Below are 16,244 nucleotides of genomic sequence, written 5' to 3' on the forward strand. Positions count from 1 at the left end.
TCCCTTTCCTGCTTACGCAGCCATTTTGAAACTAGAGAGAGGTGAATAGGAGAGCAGCGACATTTCCGGCGAACATGAAGCAAGCGTCGGGATTTCATGGATATTTTCAAGCAACACAGTCGGGTCCTCAGACTGAAGTGATTCGCAAAGCAAGTCTGACAGCAGCTTTTCCTCATCCTCGGTAATTTCTCGATCCACTTCCCGCAAGCTTACATCACGTTCGAGTCGTTTCCTGGACCGATGGAGCACTGCTTTAACTGCCATTTCTGAAGTCTGCAACAATTCAGCGATTTCCCGGGATTGAAAACGGAATGCTTCCTTCAAAACCAGAATCACTGCCTGCTTCGGCGTCAATTTGGCTAAAATCATCTCGACTGTATCCATGACATTGCCACTAGTGAATGAAGCGAGATCTTCCGGTATTCCCGTTATCTCACGGCTGCGCTTCCTGACCGTATCTACCCAATGGTTATAAGCCATCTTTTTCAACAAAGCCGAGCTGATCTGGGAAGGCTCATAATGGCGAATCGCCTTAACCGTCACGTCCTGCACAAGGTCATCACCATCCCAGCTGCTCTGTGTTAAAAACTGGCAATATCTCTTAAGATTTTGATAGTGGTCCATGAACCCTTTATCCTTTGCTGTATCCACTTTCCTGAGCTTGTCGATATACATTCTGTTCACTCCTTTGAACCTCTCTGCCCCTTAAACGGATTAAGGGAGAGAAAAGATACGTCCTATAAAAAAGTTTTTCATTCCTCTTTAATATATGTTGGAAATGAACTTAGCCAGCTTCTTCAGTCTGTTTATTTTTTTCTTAACCTTAACATTAATACAGCAAATGCTATTAAGAGAAGTCTGCGAAAAGAGACTAGTTGTTTAATAATTTTGCCATTTTGCGATTCGCTAACCCCTTTTTAAACGTCCAATTCACCAGAAAAATCCCTGTGAAAATCAGGGTGCCACCTGCATAGACGAACCATTCCACAATCTCACCCAACAACACCCAGCCAGTTAGCACGCCGAAAAATGGCGCGAGGAACAGGAAGGCGCTTGTCTTGCCTGGATCACCTTGATTAATCAGGTAAAACCAAATGGCAAATTGAACGATGGAAGCCATGACCGCCAGCCATAGAATAATCGTTATTGAAACCGGGGTTATCGTAAGCTTAGGCGTTTCCAACATAAGACCCATCAATAAGAGAATGATTCCTCCAAAGAGCATTTGATAAGCTGTCAAGACCCATACGTTGAATAGGCTGCCCCATTGTTTGATCAGGATGGTACCAATTGACCAGAACACCGCAGCCCCCAGTCCGAAAAGTGTTCCTATTGTCAGCTGCAAATGAAAACCCAATGTGATGAACACACCAATAAACCCAATGATCGCGCCAATCCAATGAATGAGCCTGTAACGAATCCCGAGGAATACGGTCCCCATCATAACCACCAATAACGGATTGGTAAAGGTTAAAATCGAGGACTCTCCAGCAGTGATTGTTCGCAAGCTAAGAAAGATACAGCCCATGACTCCTGCCGTCTGCATCATACCAATAGTAAAAATCCTTCCCCAGTCAGCGAGCTTTTCCGGCTTAACTCTTTTCCTCACGAGTACCGCCATGATCAAACCGGCAATCGTAAACCTTAAACCAACCAATAACAATGGAGAGACATAGTTCAAACCAATCTTTCCGACTGTAAAAGAAGAGCCCATTAAAAAGGTAGTGACAACGACTAAGACGATGAACATGAGTGGATGAAGATTTGTTTTTTCCATGACGACCCCCTTTTTATAGAAATATATTCTGCTTTAATGGTGAAAATCCTTTAAGACTAACCCATGAAGAGGTCTCAGAGATTAATTGTTCCTAAAATAAAAAAAAAGCACTTCAATTAGAAGCACCTATAATATTTTATTTTATTTTTTCAATCAGCTCACCATTTTCAACCGTGATCAGCCTATACACCATATGGACAAACACACCGTTCTCGACTACTCCTGGAATCATATTCAAATGCCTTTCCTTATCCCCATGCAATGGTAGCCAAATTTTCAGCAACAAAAGGCAGTTGATCCTCGGAAACCTCAAGTTTTGCAAAAGCATTTATATTATCCTATTTAATATTTCTGATTTCTATAATCATTCCTGCTTCCCCATTTTAAATAGTTATATTGTGATAGAATGTTTTTTTCTTGAGCAGTCCATTTCCCCTTTACAGCTTTTGCCTCCTTTATCAGCCAGAACAAAGTAATAGAATAAACAATGATCAATGAAAAAGGTATTAATAAATAAGCATATTCCATCCAGCTTAAACCGATCAGAGAAACTGTCAAGACAGTACCAACCGTTTGAAAAAAATAGGCCTTGCTCTGGTAAATGGCCGCATATGGCAGGAAATGAGCACCCGTTAAAACACCAACGACAAAAGGAATCCAATCTGGCTGCTGGTACGCAACAAGAATGATAAGTGGTGCGAAGAATATTTGGATTCCACCGACTAAGCCGCCTATGGATGAGAGCGGATTATGTGTAGCAAGAAAATTGACATGAACTACTTTTGAAACAAGAATACCAAGAGGCAACACTAAACCAATGCCGAATAGATAGACCCAAACCATAATATGCTGTGGTACAAAAAAACCTCCAATCCCCATCACCAGCCAGAAAATAACACCTGCGATGAACATAGGGTACCCTTTGCCAGCCTCTGCTGATAATTCCATCCTAAGCTCTTCAAAATTCAAATGAGAAACATTCTGCTTCATACCTAAATAGCCCCCTAGTAGGAAAATGTCTTTATATCTTATCTTAAATATAGTTTACAGAATGTTCTTTTAAAAGGATTTTTTTCCTATTTATTTTATTACTTCTATAGCGACTATATCCCCGAATGCAATTGTCACTGCACAACCATCCTCAACTACCATCCTTACCTCCTTCCTAATTGAATCAAGGAAGTGAACATGGACTTTTTCTTCATATGTAAATCCATCATCCCACTTCGTGATTTTTACTAGATCGGTAAATTCCATGGCGTAGCAAATCCGATTCTCCATCTCCTGGATTTCGTATTCATCGAGCAACGGCTTCGGCTGCCGCAACTCATCCCTGGCTAACTCTCTTAATAATGCACGATGCTCTGGCATAAAATGAGCTGGCATAAATTTGAGCTTTCCTCGATCACGTATTCTCATGCTGACCATCCTTTCGGGAGTGTTTAAAGCTATTATATCCCGAACAAACGTTCGTAAACTATACAAATTTTTTTTTTTTAGAAAAGCCCGACAAGTGCTGGAGGGCCGACCAGTGAAGTCACCCTTTGACTTCACCTGAGCGGACCGAAGCGACTCGAGGGGCTAGGCGCTAGAGCTGGACACTAATCTAAGTGCCAAAAATTTATTTTCTTATTCAGCAAAAAAACTGGCCAAAGCCAGTTTCTATGCAATCACTTCATGATATTTAAAATAAGTCGAAAGCTTTGAATCGACGTGCTCCTTCCATCCGTCTAATGGCACGTTCAAATTCTTCAATATTTTATAGGCATGGACCCATGCGCTCATTTCAGCGGTAATCCGATAAGACCAATCATTCAGCCATTCATCATAGTTGAGCTCTCCATTGACAAAATCAATACAATGGCCAATCTCATGAGCAAAGGCATACACATTTTCCTGCGTGGTCGATAATGGAATCGTTATGGACATGTTTGGATTAAAATTGATTTTTTTCTTGGAATCATAAATCACCTTGCAGTTCAACTTCTCCGCCTCTTCTACTAAAAGTAAAAAAGTGCCGTACGTAACCATACCATTTTCCCCTTTTATCTTAATATTTTTTCTCTCTATTATATCGATTTTTAAATAGATTTATACATTTATTCTAAATATTCCGAAATAAATCTTTACAGATAGGACATCTGTTGCCCGCATATCATGATAAAAGGTATCTTAACTTAGGGGATGATTATAAATGAAAATACATGTCGTAAAATCGGGTGACTCACTGTGGGCCATTTCTCAAGGCTATAAAACGACTATTAACCAGATTATTTTAGCAAATGAAATGGATAATCCAAATGTATTAGTGGTTGGACAATCACTTGTGATTCCAGAAAGTAATCGGGAGTATGTTGTCCAGCAGGGTGACAGCTTGTGGGTCATTGCCTCTCGTTACGGGATGACCGTACAAGAACTTGCAAGCTATAACAACATCGCAGACCCATCGCTGATTTTTGTCGGCCAATTGCTTCAGATGCCATATATACTGCATTCCATCCAGTCTGGCGAAACCATGTGGGCGATTGCCCGGCAATACGGAGTGACTGTGAACCAAATAGCTGCAGCCAACAATATCTCTAATCCAGCAGTCATTTACCCAGGCGGGGTCCTGAGAATTCCAGCCCCTCAAAAACCTGTAATTGAAGTGAATGCCTATATTACGAGGATGGATGATACAGGCAGAAGAAATGTTCTTTCACGTGGACACCTTTTCAGCTATCTTGCCCCTTTTTCATATAAGATGGGTGAAGATGGATCACTCGTGAACCTACAGGATACTAGTGTTATTCAGGCAGCGAACATGACCAATACTTCTCCATTGTTGACAATCACCAATGAAGCTGATGGCTCGTTCAGCTCGGATCGGGCAGCCTCCATCCTGCGGAATCCATCCATCCAGGACACATTATTGAACAATATCCTAGCTAAAATGAAGGAAAAAGGATATACCGGCTTGAATATCGATTTTGAATACGTTTATCCGGAGGATCGTGAAAACTATAATAACTTTTTAAGAAAAGCGGTTGCGCGGTTGCATCCTGAAGGCTATACCGTCTCAACTGCACTAGCTCCAAAGCAACGGGCCGATCAGGAAGGCTTGCTGTATGAAGCCCACGATTACGATGCGCACGGAAAAATTGTTGATTTTGTCGTAATCATGACCTATGAATGGGGCTGGTCTGGAGGAGAGGCTATGGGCAATCGCGCCGATCAATGAAGTTAGGAAAGTATTGGACTATGCGGTAACAGCCATTCCGCGAAATAAAATCCTCATGGGTGTGCCTTTATATGGAAGGGACTGGCGTATCCCGTGGGTACAAGGAACTTATGCTCGAACAGTCAGTCCAAAAGGAGCAGTAGAGCTTGCCGCACAACAGGTTGTGGATATCCAATTTAATGAAACGTACCAATCTCCATTTTTCCGCTACACCGACGCAGACGGTCAGCAGCATGAAGTCTGGTTCGAAGACGCAAGGAGTGTCCAGGCCAAGTACGATACTGTAAGAGATTATGGATTACGTGGTGTCAGTTTCTGGACATTAGGACCATCATTTCCTCAAAACTGGCCAGTACTGCACAGTAACTTTAAGGTACGGAAGTTATAGAAATAAAAATCCTGCGATAAGTGGATCGCAGGATTTTTAGAAGACATCAAATATAGACTTTGCAAGGAACCTAAATAAGTAGAACACAAGCCGGAATGGAAGGAAAATCAATTCTGGAATATAAAATAAAAGATCAAAAACAAAGTCCCAAAACGTATAGCTGCCCTCCTGCTTCTTTTTCCTTCTTCTTTCGGTCCGCTTTTCAGTGAACATTTCAGGTTCCTCCTATTTATGGTTACACACTTTGCAAATAATTTTACCCTCATACTGGATAAAGGCTTTGATCTCGGTCATACCTTTCCTTTCCGGGTACCTCATTTTCACATAAATCTCTTCATTTGGTTGGATTTCCTTCTCGCATTCCGAACACCGTGGCGTGATTTTGAACATTGCCGTCACCTCGGTTTTAAATACGTATTTTACCTCCAAAAAGTTTCAATTTTTTTACCAACATCACCCTATTACCCTTGCTGGTACCAAACAAGTAGTATTCTTTTGCAACTGGTATTATATCTGATGCAACCGATATTATATCTGCTCCAACTGGTATTATATTTGATGCAACCGGTAATATATCTCCTCAAACTGGTATTAAATTCGCGCTCACTCTTTTAACATGATTAAATCAATATTTAATTCTTATGACCGTTAATAAATTCGCTGCAACCGTAAACATATTCCTGCAAACCGGTCAAAAACGGCTTCAACCGTTAAACTCTCTCTCTAACAGTTCAACCAATCTTCTCAAGCCTATAGAATTGCCAAAACCCTGACCAAAATTGGCCAGGGTTCACACATTTAATATATATCCTGCTTAATAAACACAACAAACGAAACGATTAAAGCGGCCAATCCCCAAACGGTCAAGACGACGAGTGAAAAACCAAGCGTCATCCCTTCGATCGGGGGGGCCTGGCCGGACAGATATCCTGTCAGATTCAAGTTGATCATGAACAAGTATTTTGCCGATTCCCATGATGAGACCATATTGCTGAGGATGGCTCCAGATATAAGCGCGGCTAGCATGACACCCATTCCGGCTGGTGTATTGCGGATTAGAACTGAAAGCATGAATGTGATCGTTCCGACAATCAGTGCCACAAACCACACCAGGCTGAACTCCATCAACAGATACTGCCACTGTGGAATCATCTGGACTGCATTTGTATTGAGTTCATTTTCTACGACATTGAATCCGGTTATGACAGGAGCTGCCCAGCCTTGATAGCCAAAAATAAGGCCCCGATATCAAATAGGAGATCACTCCAAACAACACGACAATGGTTGAGACAGATAAAACCAAAGTGAGGTATTTGCTCATCAGGATTTTCCAGCGTTTTACCGGCCTTGTAAGCAATAGCTTTACCGTCCCTGCACTTCGTTCAGAAGAAACAATATCCGCTGCCACTACCATAATCATCAATGGCAGGAACAGGGTGATCGAATGCTCGGCGAAAACACGGGCAAAAGTCGGTGCACCCGGCTCCATCGGATTTACATTGTTATCAAGGTAGTATTGCTGCTGTTGGATACGAAGCTGCAACTGGCTTTTCCACTCATCTGAAATCCCGCTGCTCGTGATCCTGTTTTGGGTGTCGATGATTTGCTGCTGCAGAGTCGTTCGCCAGTCAACATCCCCAAAGCGCTCAAGTCTTCTTTCGATTTCCCTGTATTGAGAGTATGTAAAAAGCGCGACAAGCACCGCGATGATACCCGCAACGATAAGAATTCTTTTTTTGCGGACGATTTTCAGCATTTCATTCCTGACGAGGTTAATCAATCGACTCACCCCCAGTCAGCTCAAGGAAAAGGTCCTCTAAAGCAGGCAATTTTCTGTTCATCTCATTCACCTGGACACCCTTTTCCACAAGCATTCGGTTCCAAATTGCACTTTCATTTTCAAAATAAGGAGTAACCAAAGCCCCATCTGCCCCGTCTGAAACCGTCGTAACTCCACTCAGAATCTCTTTCGCCGTATCACGAGGTTCAGCATGCCAAATGACTTTTTCTTGCATTGCCAAAAGATTCTCAACATAGTCCACTTTAATAACGGATCCTTTTGAAATAATCGCGACCCGGTCACACATCAGCTGGATTTCGCTGAGAAGATGGCTTGATACAAGAACAGTTAAACCCTCTTCTTCAGCCAGATAACGGATGAAATTCCTCATCTCTCTTATCCCCATCGGATCCAGTCCGTTCGTCGGCTCATCGAGAATCAAGACCTTTGGTTTCCCCAGCAAAGCCTGGGCTATCCCAAGACGCTGCCGCATGCCAAGGGAATACGTACTGACTCGATCATGGATACGCTCTTCCAACCGCACAAGTTCCACAACATAATTCATATACGCACGATCCACTTCAGGCAGCATTCCCGCAAAATGCTCAAGATTTTCCCATCCTGTCAAATAGGAATACAGCTCAGGATTCTCAACAATACAGCCCATTTGTGCCATTGCTTTAGTAAAATTCTTCCTGACATTATAGCCGCCGATTTCGATGGTTCCTGAACTAGGCTTGATCAAACCAACCAGCATCCTAATCGTTGTAGTTTTGCCAGCGCCGTTCGGACCAAGGAAGCCAAACACTTCGCCTCTTTTCAGATCAAAGTCGATGCCTTTAATAATCTCTTTTTTTGCCAATCGTCTTTTTAAGGCCTTTTACAGAGAGCGTAATCTCACTCATCGTTCTCCCCCCCTTACCATGTAATTAATGAAGCCACCCGCTCAGCGATTAGCCTATAGCCTTCAGCGTTAGGGTGAAATTTATCTGTGTACAAATAATCGTTGACACTCAGCTGGAATAAATCAAATGTTGGCACATAAACAGCCTTTTCATTCTGGTCGAGCAGCTGGTTACTATCGTAATTCCAATCCCGGACAATTTTCGTTGTCAGCTCGGAATCATTCAAATCAATGAACGGATTATACAATCCCATATGAAAAATGACAGCTGAGTCATTAATGGTCCTAATTTCTTTTAAAATTGATTCAAGGTTTATCAAAAAACTTTCCTTCGTCTGAGCTATACTCTGCTCATCCATTTGCAAAAACGTTTGCCCACTCTGGAACAAATCATTGCCTCCAATGGTAATCAGTATGTAGTCAGCTTCCTGAATCTTTCTCTGGATTTCTTTTTGTTTAAGCTGATCCAACAGCTGATTCGAGCGGTATCCTTTAACCCCGAAGTTATGAATCATAATTTTTTCTTTCGATTTCTCCTTAAGCTCATCAACCAGGTAGCCAATATAGCCTTTTCCTGAATCATCCCCGGTTCCACGAGTCAGCGAATCACCAATTGCCACAACCACCTTGCCGTCTTTTTCCGTATTCTCTTTAACTGGCTTTACCTGTTCGATAGCTCCTGAAGCTCCATTGCTGAAAAATTGATTTTGAATCGTCCATCCAAGACTAAATAGCATCAATATCAATGAAAGCACTGAAAAAACCAGTGTTAAACGATTATAATACTTTTTCACCTAACCACCCTCATTCCACTAATTGGTAAGCTTTATTTTATAATAATTTTGATCGGAATAAAAATGATAATACTGTGGTGAATGTGCTGAAGGATGACTTTCTGCCCATTTAAATGCAAAAAAGCGCGCAGCTTTATAGGCTGTACGCGCTTTTAGATAGCAAATGCATGCTTTCCGATTGTTTTAACGACATCCCTGGTGAAGATCCACTGGCTTGTCGCTGTCTCCGGATTATAGAAATAAAGACAGTCATTGTTATTTTCATTTTCAAGGGCATCTTCAACAGCTTTGATAGCATCTTCACTGGCAGGTTTATTGATTGCACCATTCTGGACCGGTTGGAATGCGTTTCTTTGATAAATGACTTCTTTTACTGTATCAGGGAATTGTTCGTCTTCCACTCGGTTCAGTACTACTTCGGCAACGGCAACCTTGCCTTCATATGGCTCACCTTTAGCTTCCGCATGGACCAGGCGGGCAAGAAGTTTCATTTCTTCTTCCTTGATGAAGCGTTTATCTGTAACTGAAGATTCCTTCGAATCAACATCGACCTTTTTGGCTGTCAAAGTCTCAGCCGGCTTGTTCGTTTTCGACGTTTCAGCATAAACTGTATATGAACCAATCACTAGTGTAAGGATTGAAACTAACATAATAATTTTTTTCATTGTAAACCTCCTGTTTTGGTTTATTAGACTGAACAGTCCCAATAATAGGCTAACAAGATTACAATCATATCACACTAGTTAAACACTGGGTAAATATTAAGCTTCATACCAAGACGGGTAAAAACTGTATTTAATATTACGTAAAAAGCATGATTCGTAAACTTTGTTACAAAATTAAAATATCAGTTTCTTCTGAAATGATTCTTTATTAAGCGTTTAGATAGCAAAAATCAATCAGGAATAGGAAAAAGTGCAGTCAAATTTTTAAGGATATGAATTCTCCCTGTCAGTATAAACAAGTCAGACTGATTATGCTCCACATAAACTTCAATGATTTGCATACCTTTTAAAAATCGTTCCACCAGCAATATTGTGTATTTCTCATCCCAATCAAATGTGTTAATTCTCGCAATCTCCTCGGCAAGCTGGTGAAATTTATACTCTTCAACCCACAGCTTCACTTGATACAGCTTATCATGATTTATAATCAATCCAGATTTGCTTTTAGAACATTTCTGGACAAACTCCGCAAAGCCCTTGATATTCTCCGCCAGCAGGTTGGCTTTTTGCATCTCGAATTTCACTCTTATCAACTCCTTCTATAAAACAAATATGTTTCATTCAGGAATTTTACAACTTCCAATTCACCATTTGGATATATATGTTAAAATTAACACGTGGGGTGATTCTTAATGAAATCCAATTTTCAAACAAAAACAATCCAAAAGAAGTATAAGGAAAAAGTCAGCAAGAAGTCGAAAAAAGCAGACTCCCCTTTATGGGTCAATATAATTGCTGTTCTAGTAATTGTCCTATTCATCTTAAATCTGTACATCGATTGGTTATAAACAAGCTGAGGATTAATTATGTTGTGGTTAGCACTGTTGTCCCAGTTCATTTTGTTGGTTCCCATCGCATATTTATTTGGATTGAAAAAAAGGAACCAGTGATCCGAAATTCATTTCAGAAAAATCATCGAGTTGAACAAGCTCAATCCCTGCATGATGAGTCATTCGTTTCCCAGGCGAAAATGGTTCAACTCTCAGCCAATAAGTTTTTTGCAACGAACAAAAAGCGCAAGCGCCTCGTTCAGCCCCGACAAGCGCTGGAGGGCCGACCGGTGAAGTCGTTCTTTGACTTCACCTGAGCGGACCGAAACTGAAATGTATAGCCGACTGTTCAGAAACGCAGAAAACTGGAGACTCCGACAAAGAAGCGCTTTTTGCTTCTGCCGGCGGAGTTGAAGTTTCGGAGTTTCTAGGAGGCGACACTAGACAATTCGAAATGCGGAGGCGACTGCCCAACTCCGACAAGCGTTGGAGGGCCTGACAGTGAAGTCGATCTTTGACTTCATTGGCAGGACCGAAACGTCTCGAGGAGTTAGGAGCCGCAGCAGGACAAGCGACTCGAGGGGCTAGGCGCTGGAGCTGGATTTAAAAAATACATGTAGTTTTCCACACTAAATAATTTTATAAACAACAAAAAAAAGCATCGAGATTGATGCTTTTTCAGTCTATATATTCAGCCAATTTTTTAAGCAACTCATCAGAATTCTCTGCACTTACAAAATCGCCATTCACCATTGCATACGGTGATATACTGCATTCCTTGCACCTGCTCTGACATTCGAATTCGTTGTGTATTACATTTTTGCGGCTCAGGAAATCATTATATGCAGCATAACTCTCTTCCTGTAAAAACTGCTCCAAATTACGCTGGCAGAATTCAATCTTCACTTTCTTTTGCTTTGAAAAAAGCTTCTGGATTACATTCATTATGAAACTTCCTTTACCGAAAAAGTCTGCTGTAAAAAGCGATCCAAAACCATATGACCAAAAGGAATGAACGCAGCTGCCAACCCACTAACTGCCCATAACAACGACCATCGGATCTTAAATGTCGTATATATAATCATAAGCACATAAAAAACGAATAAAAACCCATGCAAAGAACCTACGAACCGAACAGCCTCAGGAAAACCAGCCCAATATTTAAGCGGCATTGCGATGAACACAAGCACCAGCAATGATCCACCCTCAATCAATCCCATCATAAGAAAACGGCTGATAGCTGTATTTTGCATACTAAACACCTACTTCCCAACGAAGAAATTATATCATTTTTTTCGAATCACTAAAAATACTAAATTCTAGCATACACCCAGCTGTGGAAATAAAATATAAATAGAAGGGGTGATTTGAAATGATTATCCATGAACGAAAGGATGAATTCGTCATGGTTACCCAGCATGACCATGCACTGGTTTCTCGGGACGCTGCACAATTCTGGAGAGATGATTATTTCCTCGGAATCGAGAGGAAAGATTCGGTGGTACTCGCCGTACGAGAACACGATCGGTGCTGGATTGAGCCAGACGAAGAACCAATATGGAATGAACAAACTCAGCAGCCTTACTCCTTTACGGATTATCCAGGGCGGCCGAAGCTTTCATTTTACAAAAAGGGAATTGACGAAGTCGCGGAGTTGGATCTTTATGCCGGCCTCCTGTGCAGCTTGCACTATGCATCATTTCTTAAGAATGCCACGAGTGCAATCGGTAAGAATTTTTGGAACGAGGAACACCTGAGACAGCAAGTTTTGCTACAGGAAATAGGAATCGAAAAAGACGAACTGCTTTCCTTCCATTTAAAACTATTAAAATTCTGCGATAACCTGTCATTGTATATTTGCCTGAATCAACCTGGAATACCGAAAGAACGGGAGCACTATTTTTACCGAGATGGCTTCCCGCAGAAATTTTCATTTGCCAACAACCAGCCTATCAATGCAGAGTATCTTGACCAACAAACTGTATCCTTATCCATTTCACCCTTCAAGGAAAAACTTCATGTCACACTGCCCTATAAAGCCGTTAATAAGGCGATCATCAAAGAAAATGGATTGGCTGCCGCTTATCAACACAGCCCTGTTTTATGGAGAGAAGTAGCATTTATATGAATGCGATCCGTACGGAAAGCAACACCGTGCGGATTTTTTATTACATCAACTTATCTATTTGTCAGCAGATTTTTAAACAACTGTAATCAAATCTTACCAGGATTGAAATCTAACTATGGGATAATGACAACTTCACAATTAGGATGGGATGGATGTTGGTGGTGTTAAAATGGCATTAAAAAGGAAAAAAGTAAGATGGAGCCGAGTATTGATGGTCCTTTTGATAATTGGGATATTTATGGTTGGTCTGAATACGATATTTCAATACATAGAAGGAACTTATAAAGCTTTAAATCAACCATTTAAAAAAGCTGAAGCAGAGTCGTTTCACGGTGAAAAGGATACTAGAAAGGAAATAAACGTTCTTTTATTAGGAAGCGACTCTCGTGGAGAGACAAATGCCCGAACGGATACAATCATGGTTGCCCATTACAACCCTGAGTCTAACAATGTAAAACTGATATCTTTAATGCGCGATATGTATGTCGCCATCCCTGGACATGGGCAGCAAAAATTAAATGCAGCCTACTCCCTTGGTGGAACTGAATTACTGAGGCAAACGATTAAAACGAATTTTGGCTTAGACATCCATCATTATGCGATCGTTGATTTTAAAGGCTTCGAAAAAGCGGTCGACCTCCTCATTCCAGATGGAATAGAAGTGGACATACCTTATGAAATGTCCGATGGAATTGGTATGACATTGGAAAAAGGAACCCAAAAGCTGCATGGAGAGGAACTGCTGGGATACGTACGTTTCCGCCAGGACCGGCTAAGTGATTTCGGACGAGTCCAGCGACAGCAAGAAGTGATTTCAAAATTAAAAGAAGAAGCCGTAAGTCTTAACAGCGTAACCAAGCTGCCTGAAATGCTGGATGTTTTACAAACACACATTGATACGAATATCGACTCCCCGACGCTTTTAGCCATCGGAAAAGACGTATTGACTAATCAAGGCGGAGAAATACAAACAATACGGATTCCTGAAGATGGCAGCTTTGAAAACACACGCCAAGACAAAATTGGCGAAGTGTTGGAAGTGGATTTTGATCAGAATAAGGATGCTCTAGAAGAATTTTTGAAGAGTGATTTAAATTAGTCAGCCTTTTAAAAATGCCTTGCTCATTGGTGGGAGCAAGGCATTTAATCATTCTATTAAATCCAAAGTCTAATACAGTATCTATATATATAAACATCCATAACTTTGCATTTCCACTACTTTATTTTTTCAATTTCTTTCACTTTGGCTTTTCCTGGCTTCGATCCGATGATGGTACCGTCTATCGTAGCCCGGATTTTATCACCAAGTTGGTAATCTTCAACAGCAACACCTTCTAATTCGGTAAAATCAAATACAAATGAATTCAAATCCATCTGCTTTATTTCGTCTTTCATCCATTCATAATCCAGCTTATTTAATTCTTCTCCAATTAACAGGTTGTTGTCTTTCCGTTCTAGCACATAGCCTTGAACGATTACTTCTGGATTTTCTGCTTGTTCCTGCTCAGATTGTGCGATAATGTAATTTGCAATCTCTGAAAACTTCAGCCCATCAAGGCTTTCATCACATTGCTTCCAGGTAAGTTCCTGCTGCCCTCCATTTATATACACCATTAAATTGTACTGTATCGCGTTAGGGCGATCACATGTTGTAACGAGCTCTTTTTCACCCAAGTAATTTGCAAAGACTAGCTTTTTATACAGCTCTTGCTTCACATTCTCTGCCATCTGAAACGATTCAGTCGTACCGTTTTCTTTTATGACCTCGTTAGTTTTCGTGTTAATTTCATTTTCTAGATTTTCTCCATACTTTAGGTTAATTTCAAACAAATCCTGTTGGCTCATATTATATTCAATTTCTATGATTTCCTCCATCCCATAAGGGCCTTCTTTACAATCAGTTGCTATGAAGGAGGTATTGGTAGGATTCACTTCTTCTATCAATTGGCCACAGTTAATCGTTTGAATCTCCCCACTCCCATACGCATCACGAGTATTATCAGTCTTTACCTCAAGAGATTCTCCATCGAATTTCAAATCCTTTACAATGGGATCCCCTTCAATCGTATAGAACACAATCCGTAAATCAGAAGGCACCCCACTCTTCATATCTTTATAAAAACGCTGCATCCTTTCAATCCCATCAATGCCTCCATGAGTATTCAAGACATCAACGTCCTTCACACCCTTTACATAAGGTTGAGGGTTTCCTTCACCTGTAGATTGAGGTTCTCTATTGCCATTAGGACTCCCATTTTCGTTAACTTCCGCATTACAGGAAGCTAGCACAATGATTAATACAAAATAAAAAAGGAAGCTCGATATTTTTTTCATTTGACCCTCACATCCATTCATTAATTAGACCTAATTTGTATACAAATAGTACCATTTAATAAATAGACGAATCTATCGAGAAAACGTCACAATGTTGGATTACAATAATGGCGATTTGTAATCCTATGTACTGATCCTTTTAACAACTTAAATGAACGGTTAAAAAGGGATTGTTTAAAAAATTTAGTATTTTCTTAATCATGTTAAAATATAGTTATCAATTATTTAGGAGGAAAACCATGAAAAGAAATAAGTTAGTTATTGTAGGAGTAGGCTATGTTGGTTCTTATGTTCTGGCAGATGCCATGAAATTAGGACTTTTTGCGGAAATAGCTGTCATTGATATAGATAAAGAAATAGCTTATGGCGAAGCTCTTGATCAAGAACATGCAACCGCTCTAACATATATGTCAAATACAAAGGTACATGCTGGAGATTATTCCGAATGTGTGGATGCAGATGTGATTATCTGTGCTGCTGGTCCCAGCATGATAAAAAGTGATGAAGATGCGATGCCGGACAGAGCGCAATTAGCTGTTGTCAATTCTGAGGTAATACGTGAAGTGATGACTGGAATTACTAAAAATACGAAAGATGCCATCATTATTCTAATAACAAATCCTTTAGATACCATGGTGTACATAGCAGAAAATGAATTCGACTATCCGAAGGGGCGCATATTCGGAACCGGAACTATGCTTGATTCTGCACGACTTCGTAAAATAATTGCTACTAATTATGACATCGATCCAAAAAGTGTAACAGGCTATATGATGGGCGAACACGGACACACAGCTTTCCCAGTATTAAGCCGCTTAAGTGTGCAAGGATTTGGTGAAAAAGAATTAGATCAAGTTTTTCAAGGAAAAGAACCATTAAGCAGGGACGTTTTGAAAAAACAAGTTGTAAAGGCAGCCTTTGATGTTTTAAATGGGAAAGGCTGGACAAATGCAGGTGTAGCCCAAGCTGCTATTACACTAGCAAAGGCTGTTATGCTAGATGAACGCAGTGTATATCCAGTGTCCACAACGTTACATGGACAATATGGATACGATGGAGATGTTGCATTAAGTATGCCATGTATCATCGGGAGAAATGGCGTAGAAAAACAATTAGAAATTACTCTCGACTCGCAAGAACTTGAATGGCTGAATCAATCAGCGGAATATATTAAAGAAGCGATGAAAGTTGCAAAGACAGGCAGAAATCATAATTCTAAAATTCCAGATTGATTTGTATAACTTCCATTTTTTTGACGAACAGGATTTGTACTGTTCGTCTTTTTATTTAGATTCTTACGGGAAAAATGTTAATCCCCACTACACGCTAGAATTAAAAAAGAAACTCCGCTTAAGTGTGCTTACATAATTGAAGCACAGTTAACCAATCAGGAAACATCCCAAGTGATATCGATACCCTCGTAT

17 protein-coding genes and 3 pseudogenes are annotated in these 16,244 nt (G+C 40.5%); 5 read left to right on the forward strand and 15 right to left on the reverse strand.

The window, feature by feature from the left end:
• Positions 1 to 12: 12 nt before the first annotated feature.
• The 6 genes from LC048_RS11650 to LC048_RS11675 form a co-directional block, all read right to left on the reverse strand.
• A complete protein-coding gene (locus LC048_RS11650; RefSeq protein ID WP_306050334.1) occupies positions 13 to 675 on the reverse strand; it encodes a sigma-70 family RNA polymerase sigma factor in 663 nt (220 codons plus the stop codon).
• Between the two features lie 196 nt (positions 676 to 871).
• Entirely contained in the window at positions 872 to 1,777 is a 906-nt protein-coding gene (locus LC048_RS11655) for a DMT family transporter (protein WP_226601237.1), read from the reverse strand.
• Between the two features lie 136 nt (positions 1,778 to 1,913).
• Complete coding sequence (locus LC048_RS11660; protein ID WP_226601238.1) at positions 1,914 to 2,063, reverse strand: hypothetical protein; 150 nt, start codon at positions 2,061 to 2,063, stop codon at positions 1,914 to 1,916.
• A gap of 56 nt (positions 2,064 to 2,119) precedes the next feature.
• Positions 2,120 to 2,767 carry a DUF7010 family protein gene (locus LC048_RS11665; protein ID WP_306050336.1) on the reverse strand — a complete coding sequence of 216 codons (648 nt, stop codon included), beginning with the start codon at positions 2,765 to 2,767 and terminating at the stop codon, positions 2,120 to 2,122.
• 90 nt (positions 2,768 to 2,857) lie between these two features.
• A complete protein-coding gene (locus LC048_RS11670) occupies positions 2,858 to 3,196 on the reverse strand; it encodes a YolD-like family protein (RefSeq protein ID WP_306050338.1) in 339 nt (112 codons plus the stop codon).
• A gap of 243 nt (positions 3,197 to 3,439) precedes the next feature.
• Entirely contained in the window at positions 3,440 to 3,808 is a 369-nt protein-coding gene (locus tag LC048_RS11675) for a hypothetical protein (protein WP_226601241.1), read from the reverse strand.
• Positions 3,809 to 3,971: 163 nt separating this feature from the next.
• Between LC048_RS11675 and LC048_RS11680 the strand changes: the two are divergent.
• Positions 3,972 to 5,385: pseudogene (locus LC048_RS11680) on the forward strand (LysM peptidoglycan-binding domain-containing protein).
• A 36-nt stretch (positions 5,386 to 5,421) separates the two neighbouring features.
• Here LC048_RS11680 and LC048_RS11685 read toward each other — a convergent pair.
• From LC048_RS11685 to LC048_RS11715, 6 genes and pseudogenes are all read right to left on the reverse strand, one after another.
• On the reverse strand, positions 5,422 to 5,598 hold the full coding sequence (locus LC048_RS11685; protein ID WP_226601243.1) for a hypothetical protein: 177 nt from the start codon (positions 5,596 to 5,598) through the stop codon (positions 5,422 to 5,424).
• Between the two features lie 585 nt (positions 5,599 to 6,183).
• A pseudogene (locus tag LC048_RS11695) lies at positions 6,184 to 7,165 on the reverse strand (ABC transporter permease subunit).
• Positions 7,158 to 8,070, reverse strand: a pseudogene (locus LC048_RS11700) (ABC transporter ATP-binding protein). The pseudogenes LC048_RS11695 and LC048_RS11700 overlap by 8 nt, the downstream one beginning before the upstream one ends.
• 13 nt (positions 8,071 to 8,083) lie before the next feature.
• The gene (locus LC048_RS11705; protein WP_226601247.1) at positions 8,084 to 8,863 is read right to left on the reverse strand and encodes an SGNH/GDSL hydrolase family protein; all 780 of its coding nucleotides are present in this window, start codon (positions 8,861 to 8,863) and stop codon (positions 8,084 to 8,086) included.
• Between the two features lie 152 nt (positions 8,864 to 9,015).
• Positions 9,016 to 9,528, reverse strand: a complete 513-nt coding sequence (locus tag LC048_RS11710) for a cell wall hydrolase (protein ID WP_226601248.1) — start codon at positions 9,526 to 9,528, stop codon at positions 9,016 to 9,018.
• 230 nt (positions 9,529 to 9,758) lie between these two features.
• Complete coding sequence (locus tag LC048_RS11715; protein WP_226601249.1) at positions 9,759 to 10,112, reverse strand: hypothetical protein; 354 nt, start codon at positions 10,110 to 10,112, stop codon at positions 9,759 to 9,761.
• A 108-nt stretch (positions 10,113 to 10,220) separates the two neighbouring features.
• On the opposite strand from LC048_RS11715, the gene LC048_RS11720 reads away from it, so the two are divergent.
• Complete coding sequence (locus tag LC048_RS11720) at positions 10,221 to 10,376, forward strand: hypothetical protein (protein ID WP_226601250.1); 156 nt, start codon at positions 10,221 to 10,223, stop codon at positions 10,374 to 10,376.
• A 660-nt stretch (positions 10,377 to 11,036) separates the two neighbouring features.
• Here the strand turns inward: LC048_RS11720 and LC048_RS11725 are convergent.
• The gene (locus LC048_RS11725) at positions 11,037 to 11,303 is read right to left on the reverse strand and encodes a DUF1450 domain-containing protein (protein ID WP_226601251.1); all 267 of its coding nucleotides are present in this window, start codon (positions 11,301 to 11,303) and stop codon (positions 11,037 to 11,039) included.
• Positions 11,303 to 11,611, reverse strand: a complete 309-nt coding sequence (locus LC048_RS11730; RefSeq protein ID WP_226601252.1) for a DUF3817 domain-containing protein — start codon at positions 11,609 to 11,611, stop codon at positions 11,303 to 11,305. The genes LC048_RS11725 and LC048_RS11730 overlap by 1 nt, the downstream gene beginning before the upstream one ends.
• Before the next feature lie 119 nt (positions 11,612 to 11,730).
• Here LC048_RS11730 and LC048_RS11735 point away from each other — a divergent pair, with 119 nt between their 5' ends.
• Both LC048_RS11735 and LC048_RS11740 read left to right on the forward strand, forming a co-directional pair.
• Positions 11,731 to 12,486: a DUF3891 family protein gene (locus tag LC048_RS11735; protein ID WP_226601253.1), complete on the forward strand. Its 756-nt coding sequence runs from the start codon at positions 11,731 to 11,733 to the stop codon at positions 12,484 to 12,486.
• 169 nt (positions 12,487 to 12,655) lie between these two features.
• Entirely contained in the window at positions 12,656 to 13,585 is a 930-nt protein-coding gene (locus tag LC048_RS11740) for an LCP family protein (protein WP_226601254.1), read from the forward strand.
• 116 nt (positions 13,586 to 13,701) lie between these two features.
• On the opposite strand, the gene LC048_RS11745 is transcribed toward LC048_RS11740, so the two are convergent.
• A complete protein-coding gene (locus LC048_RS11745) occupies positions 13,702 to 14,820 on the reverse strand; it encodes a DUF4362 domain-containing protein (protein ID WP_226601255.1) in 1,119 nt (372 codons plus the stop codon).
• Positions 14,821 to 15,059: 239 nt separating this feature from the next.
• Here LC048_RS11745 and LC048_RS11750 point away from each other — a divergent pair, with 239 nt between their 5' ends.
• Positions 15,060 to 16,052 carry an L-lactate dehydrogenase gene (locus tag LC048_RS11750; protein ID WP_306050342.1) on the forward strand — a complete coding sequence of 331 codons (993 nt, stop codon included), beginning with the start codon at positions 15,060 to 15,062 and terminating at the stop codon, positions 16,050 to 16,052.
• Positions 16,053 to 16,244 lie beyond the last annotated feature (192 nt).

This window comes from Mesobacillus subterraneus (assembly GCF_020524355.2).
In the GTDB taxonomy this organism is placed as follows: domain Bacteria; phylum Bacillota; class Bacilli; order Bacillales; family Cytobacillaceae; genus Mesobacillus; species Mesobacillus subterraneus_C.

Coding starts and splice junctions, on each gene's coding strand:
- LC048_RS11650 (WP_306050334.1), bottom strand. CDS start 675: ATGTATATCGACAAGCTCAGGAAAGTGGATACAGCAAAGGATAAAGGG.
- LC048_RS11655 (WP_226601237.1), bottom strand. CDS start 1,777: ATGGAAAAAACAAATCTTCATCCACTCATGTTCATCGTCTTAGTCGTT.
- LC048_RS11665 (WP_306050336.1), bottom strand. CDS start 2,767: ATGAAGCAGAATGTTTCTCATTTGAATTTTGAAGAGCTTAGGATGGAA.
- LC048_RS11670 (WP_306050338.1), bottom strand. CDS start 3,196: ATGAGAATACGTGATCGAGGAAAGCTCAAATTTATGCCAGCTCATTTT.
- LC048_RS11675 (WP_226601241.1), bottom strand. CDS start 3,808: ATGGTTACGTACGGCACTTTTTTACTTTTAGTAGAAGAGGCGGAGAAG.
- LC048_RS11685 (WP_226601243.1), bottom strand. CDS start 5,598: ATGTTCACTGAAAAGCGGACCGAAAGAAGAAGGAAAAAGAAGCAGGAG.
- LC048_RS11710 (WP_226601248.1), bottom strand. CDS start 9,528: ATGAAAAAAATTATTATGTTAGTTTCAATCCTTACACTAGTGATTGGT.
- LC048_RS11720 (WP_226601250.1), top strand. CDS start 10,221: ATGAAATCCAATTTTCAAACAAAAACAATCCAAAAGAAGTATAAGGAA.
- LC048_RS11725 (WP_226601251.1), bottom strand. CDS start 11,303: ATGAATGTAATCCAGAAGCTTTTTTCAAAGCAAAAGAAAGTGAAGATT.
- LC048_RS11730 (WP_226601252.1), bottom strand. CDS start 11,611: ATGCAAAATACAGCTATCAGCCGTTTTCTTATGATGGGATTGATTGAG.
- LC048_RS11735 (WP_226601253.1), top strand. CDS start 11,731: ATGATTATCCATGAACGAAAGGATGAATTCGTCATGGTTACCCAGCAT.
- LC048_RS11740 (WP_226601254.1), top strand. CDS start 12,656: ATGGCATTAAAAAGGAAAAAAGTAAGATGGAGCCGAGTATTGATGGTC.
- LC048_RS11745 (WP_226601255.1), bottom strand. CDS start 14,820: ATGAAAAAAATATCGAGCTTCCTTTTTTATTTTGTATTAATCATTGTG.
- LC048_RS11750 (WP_306050342.1), top strand. CDS start 15,060: ATGAAAAGAAATAAGTTAGTTATTGTAGGAGTAGGCTATGTTGGTTCT.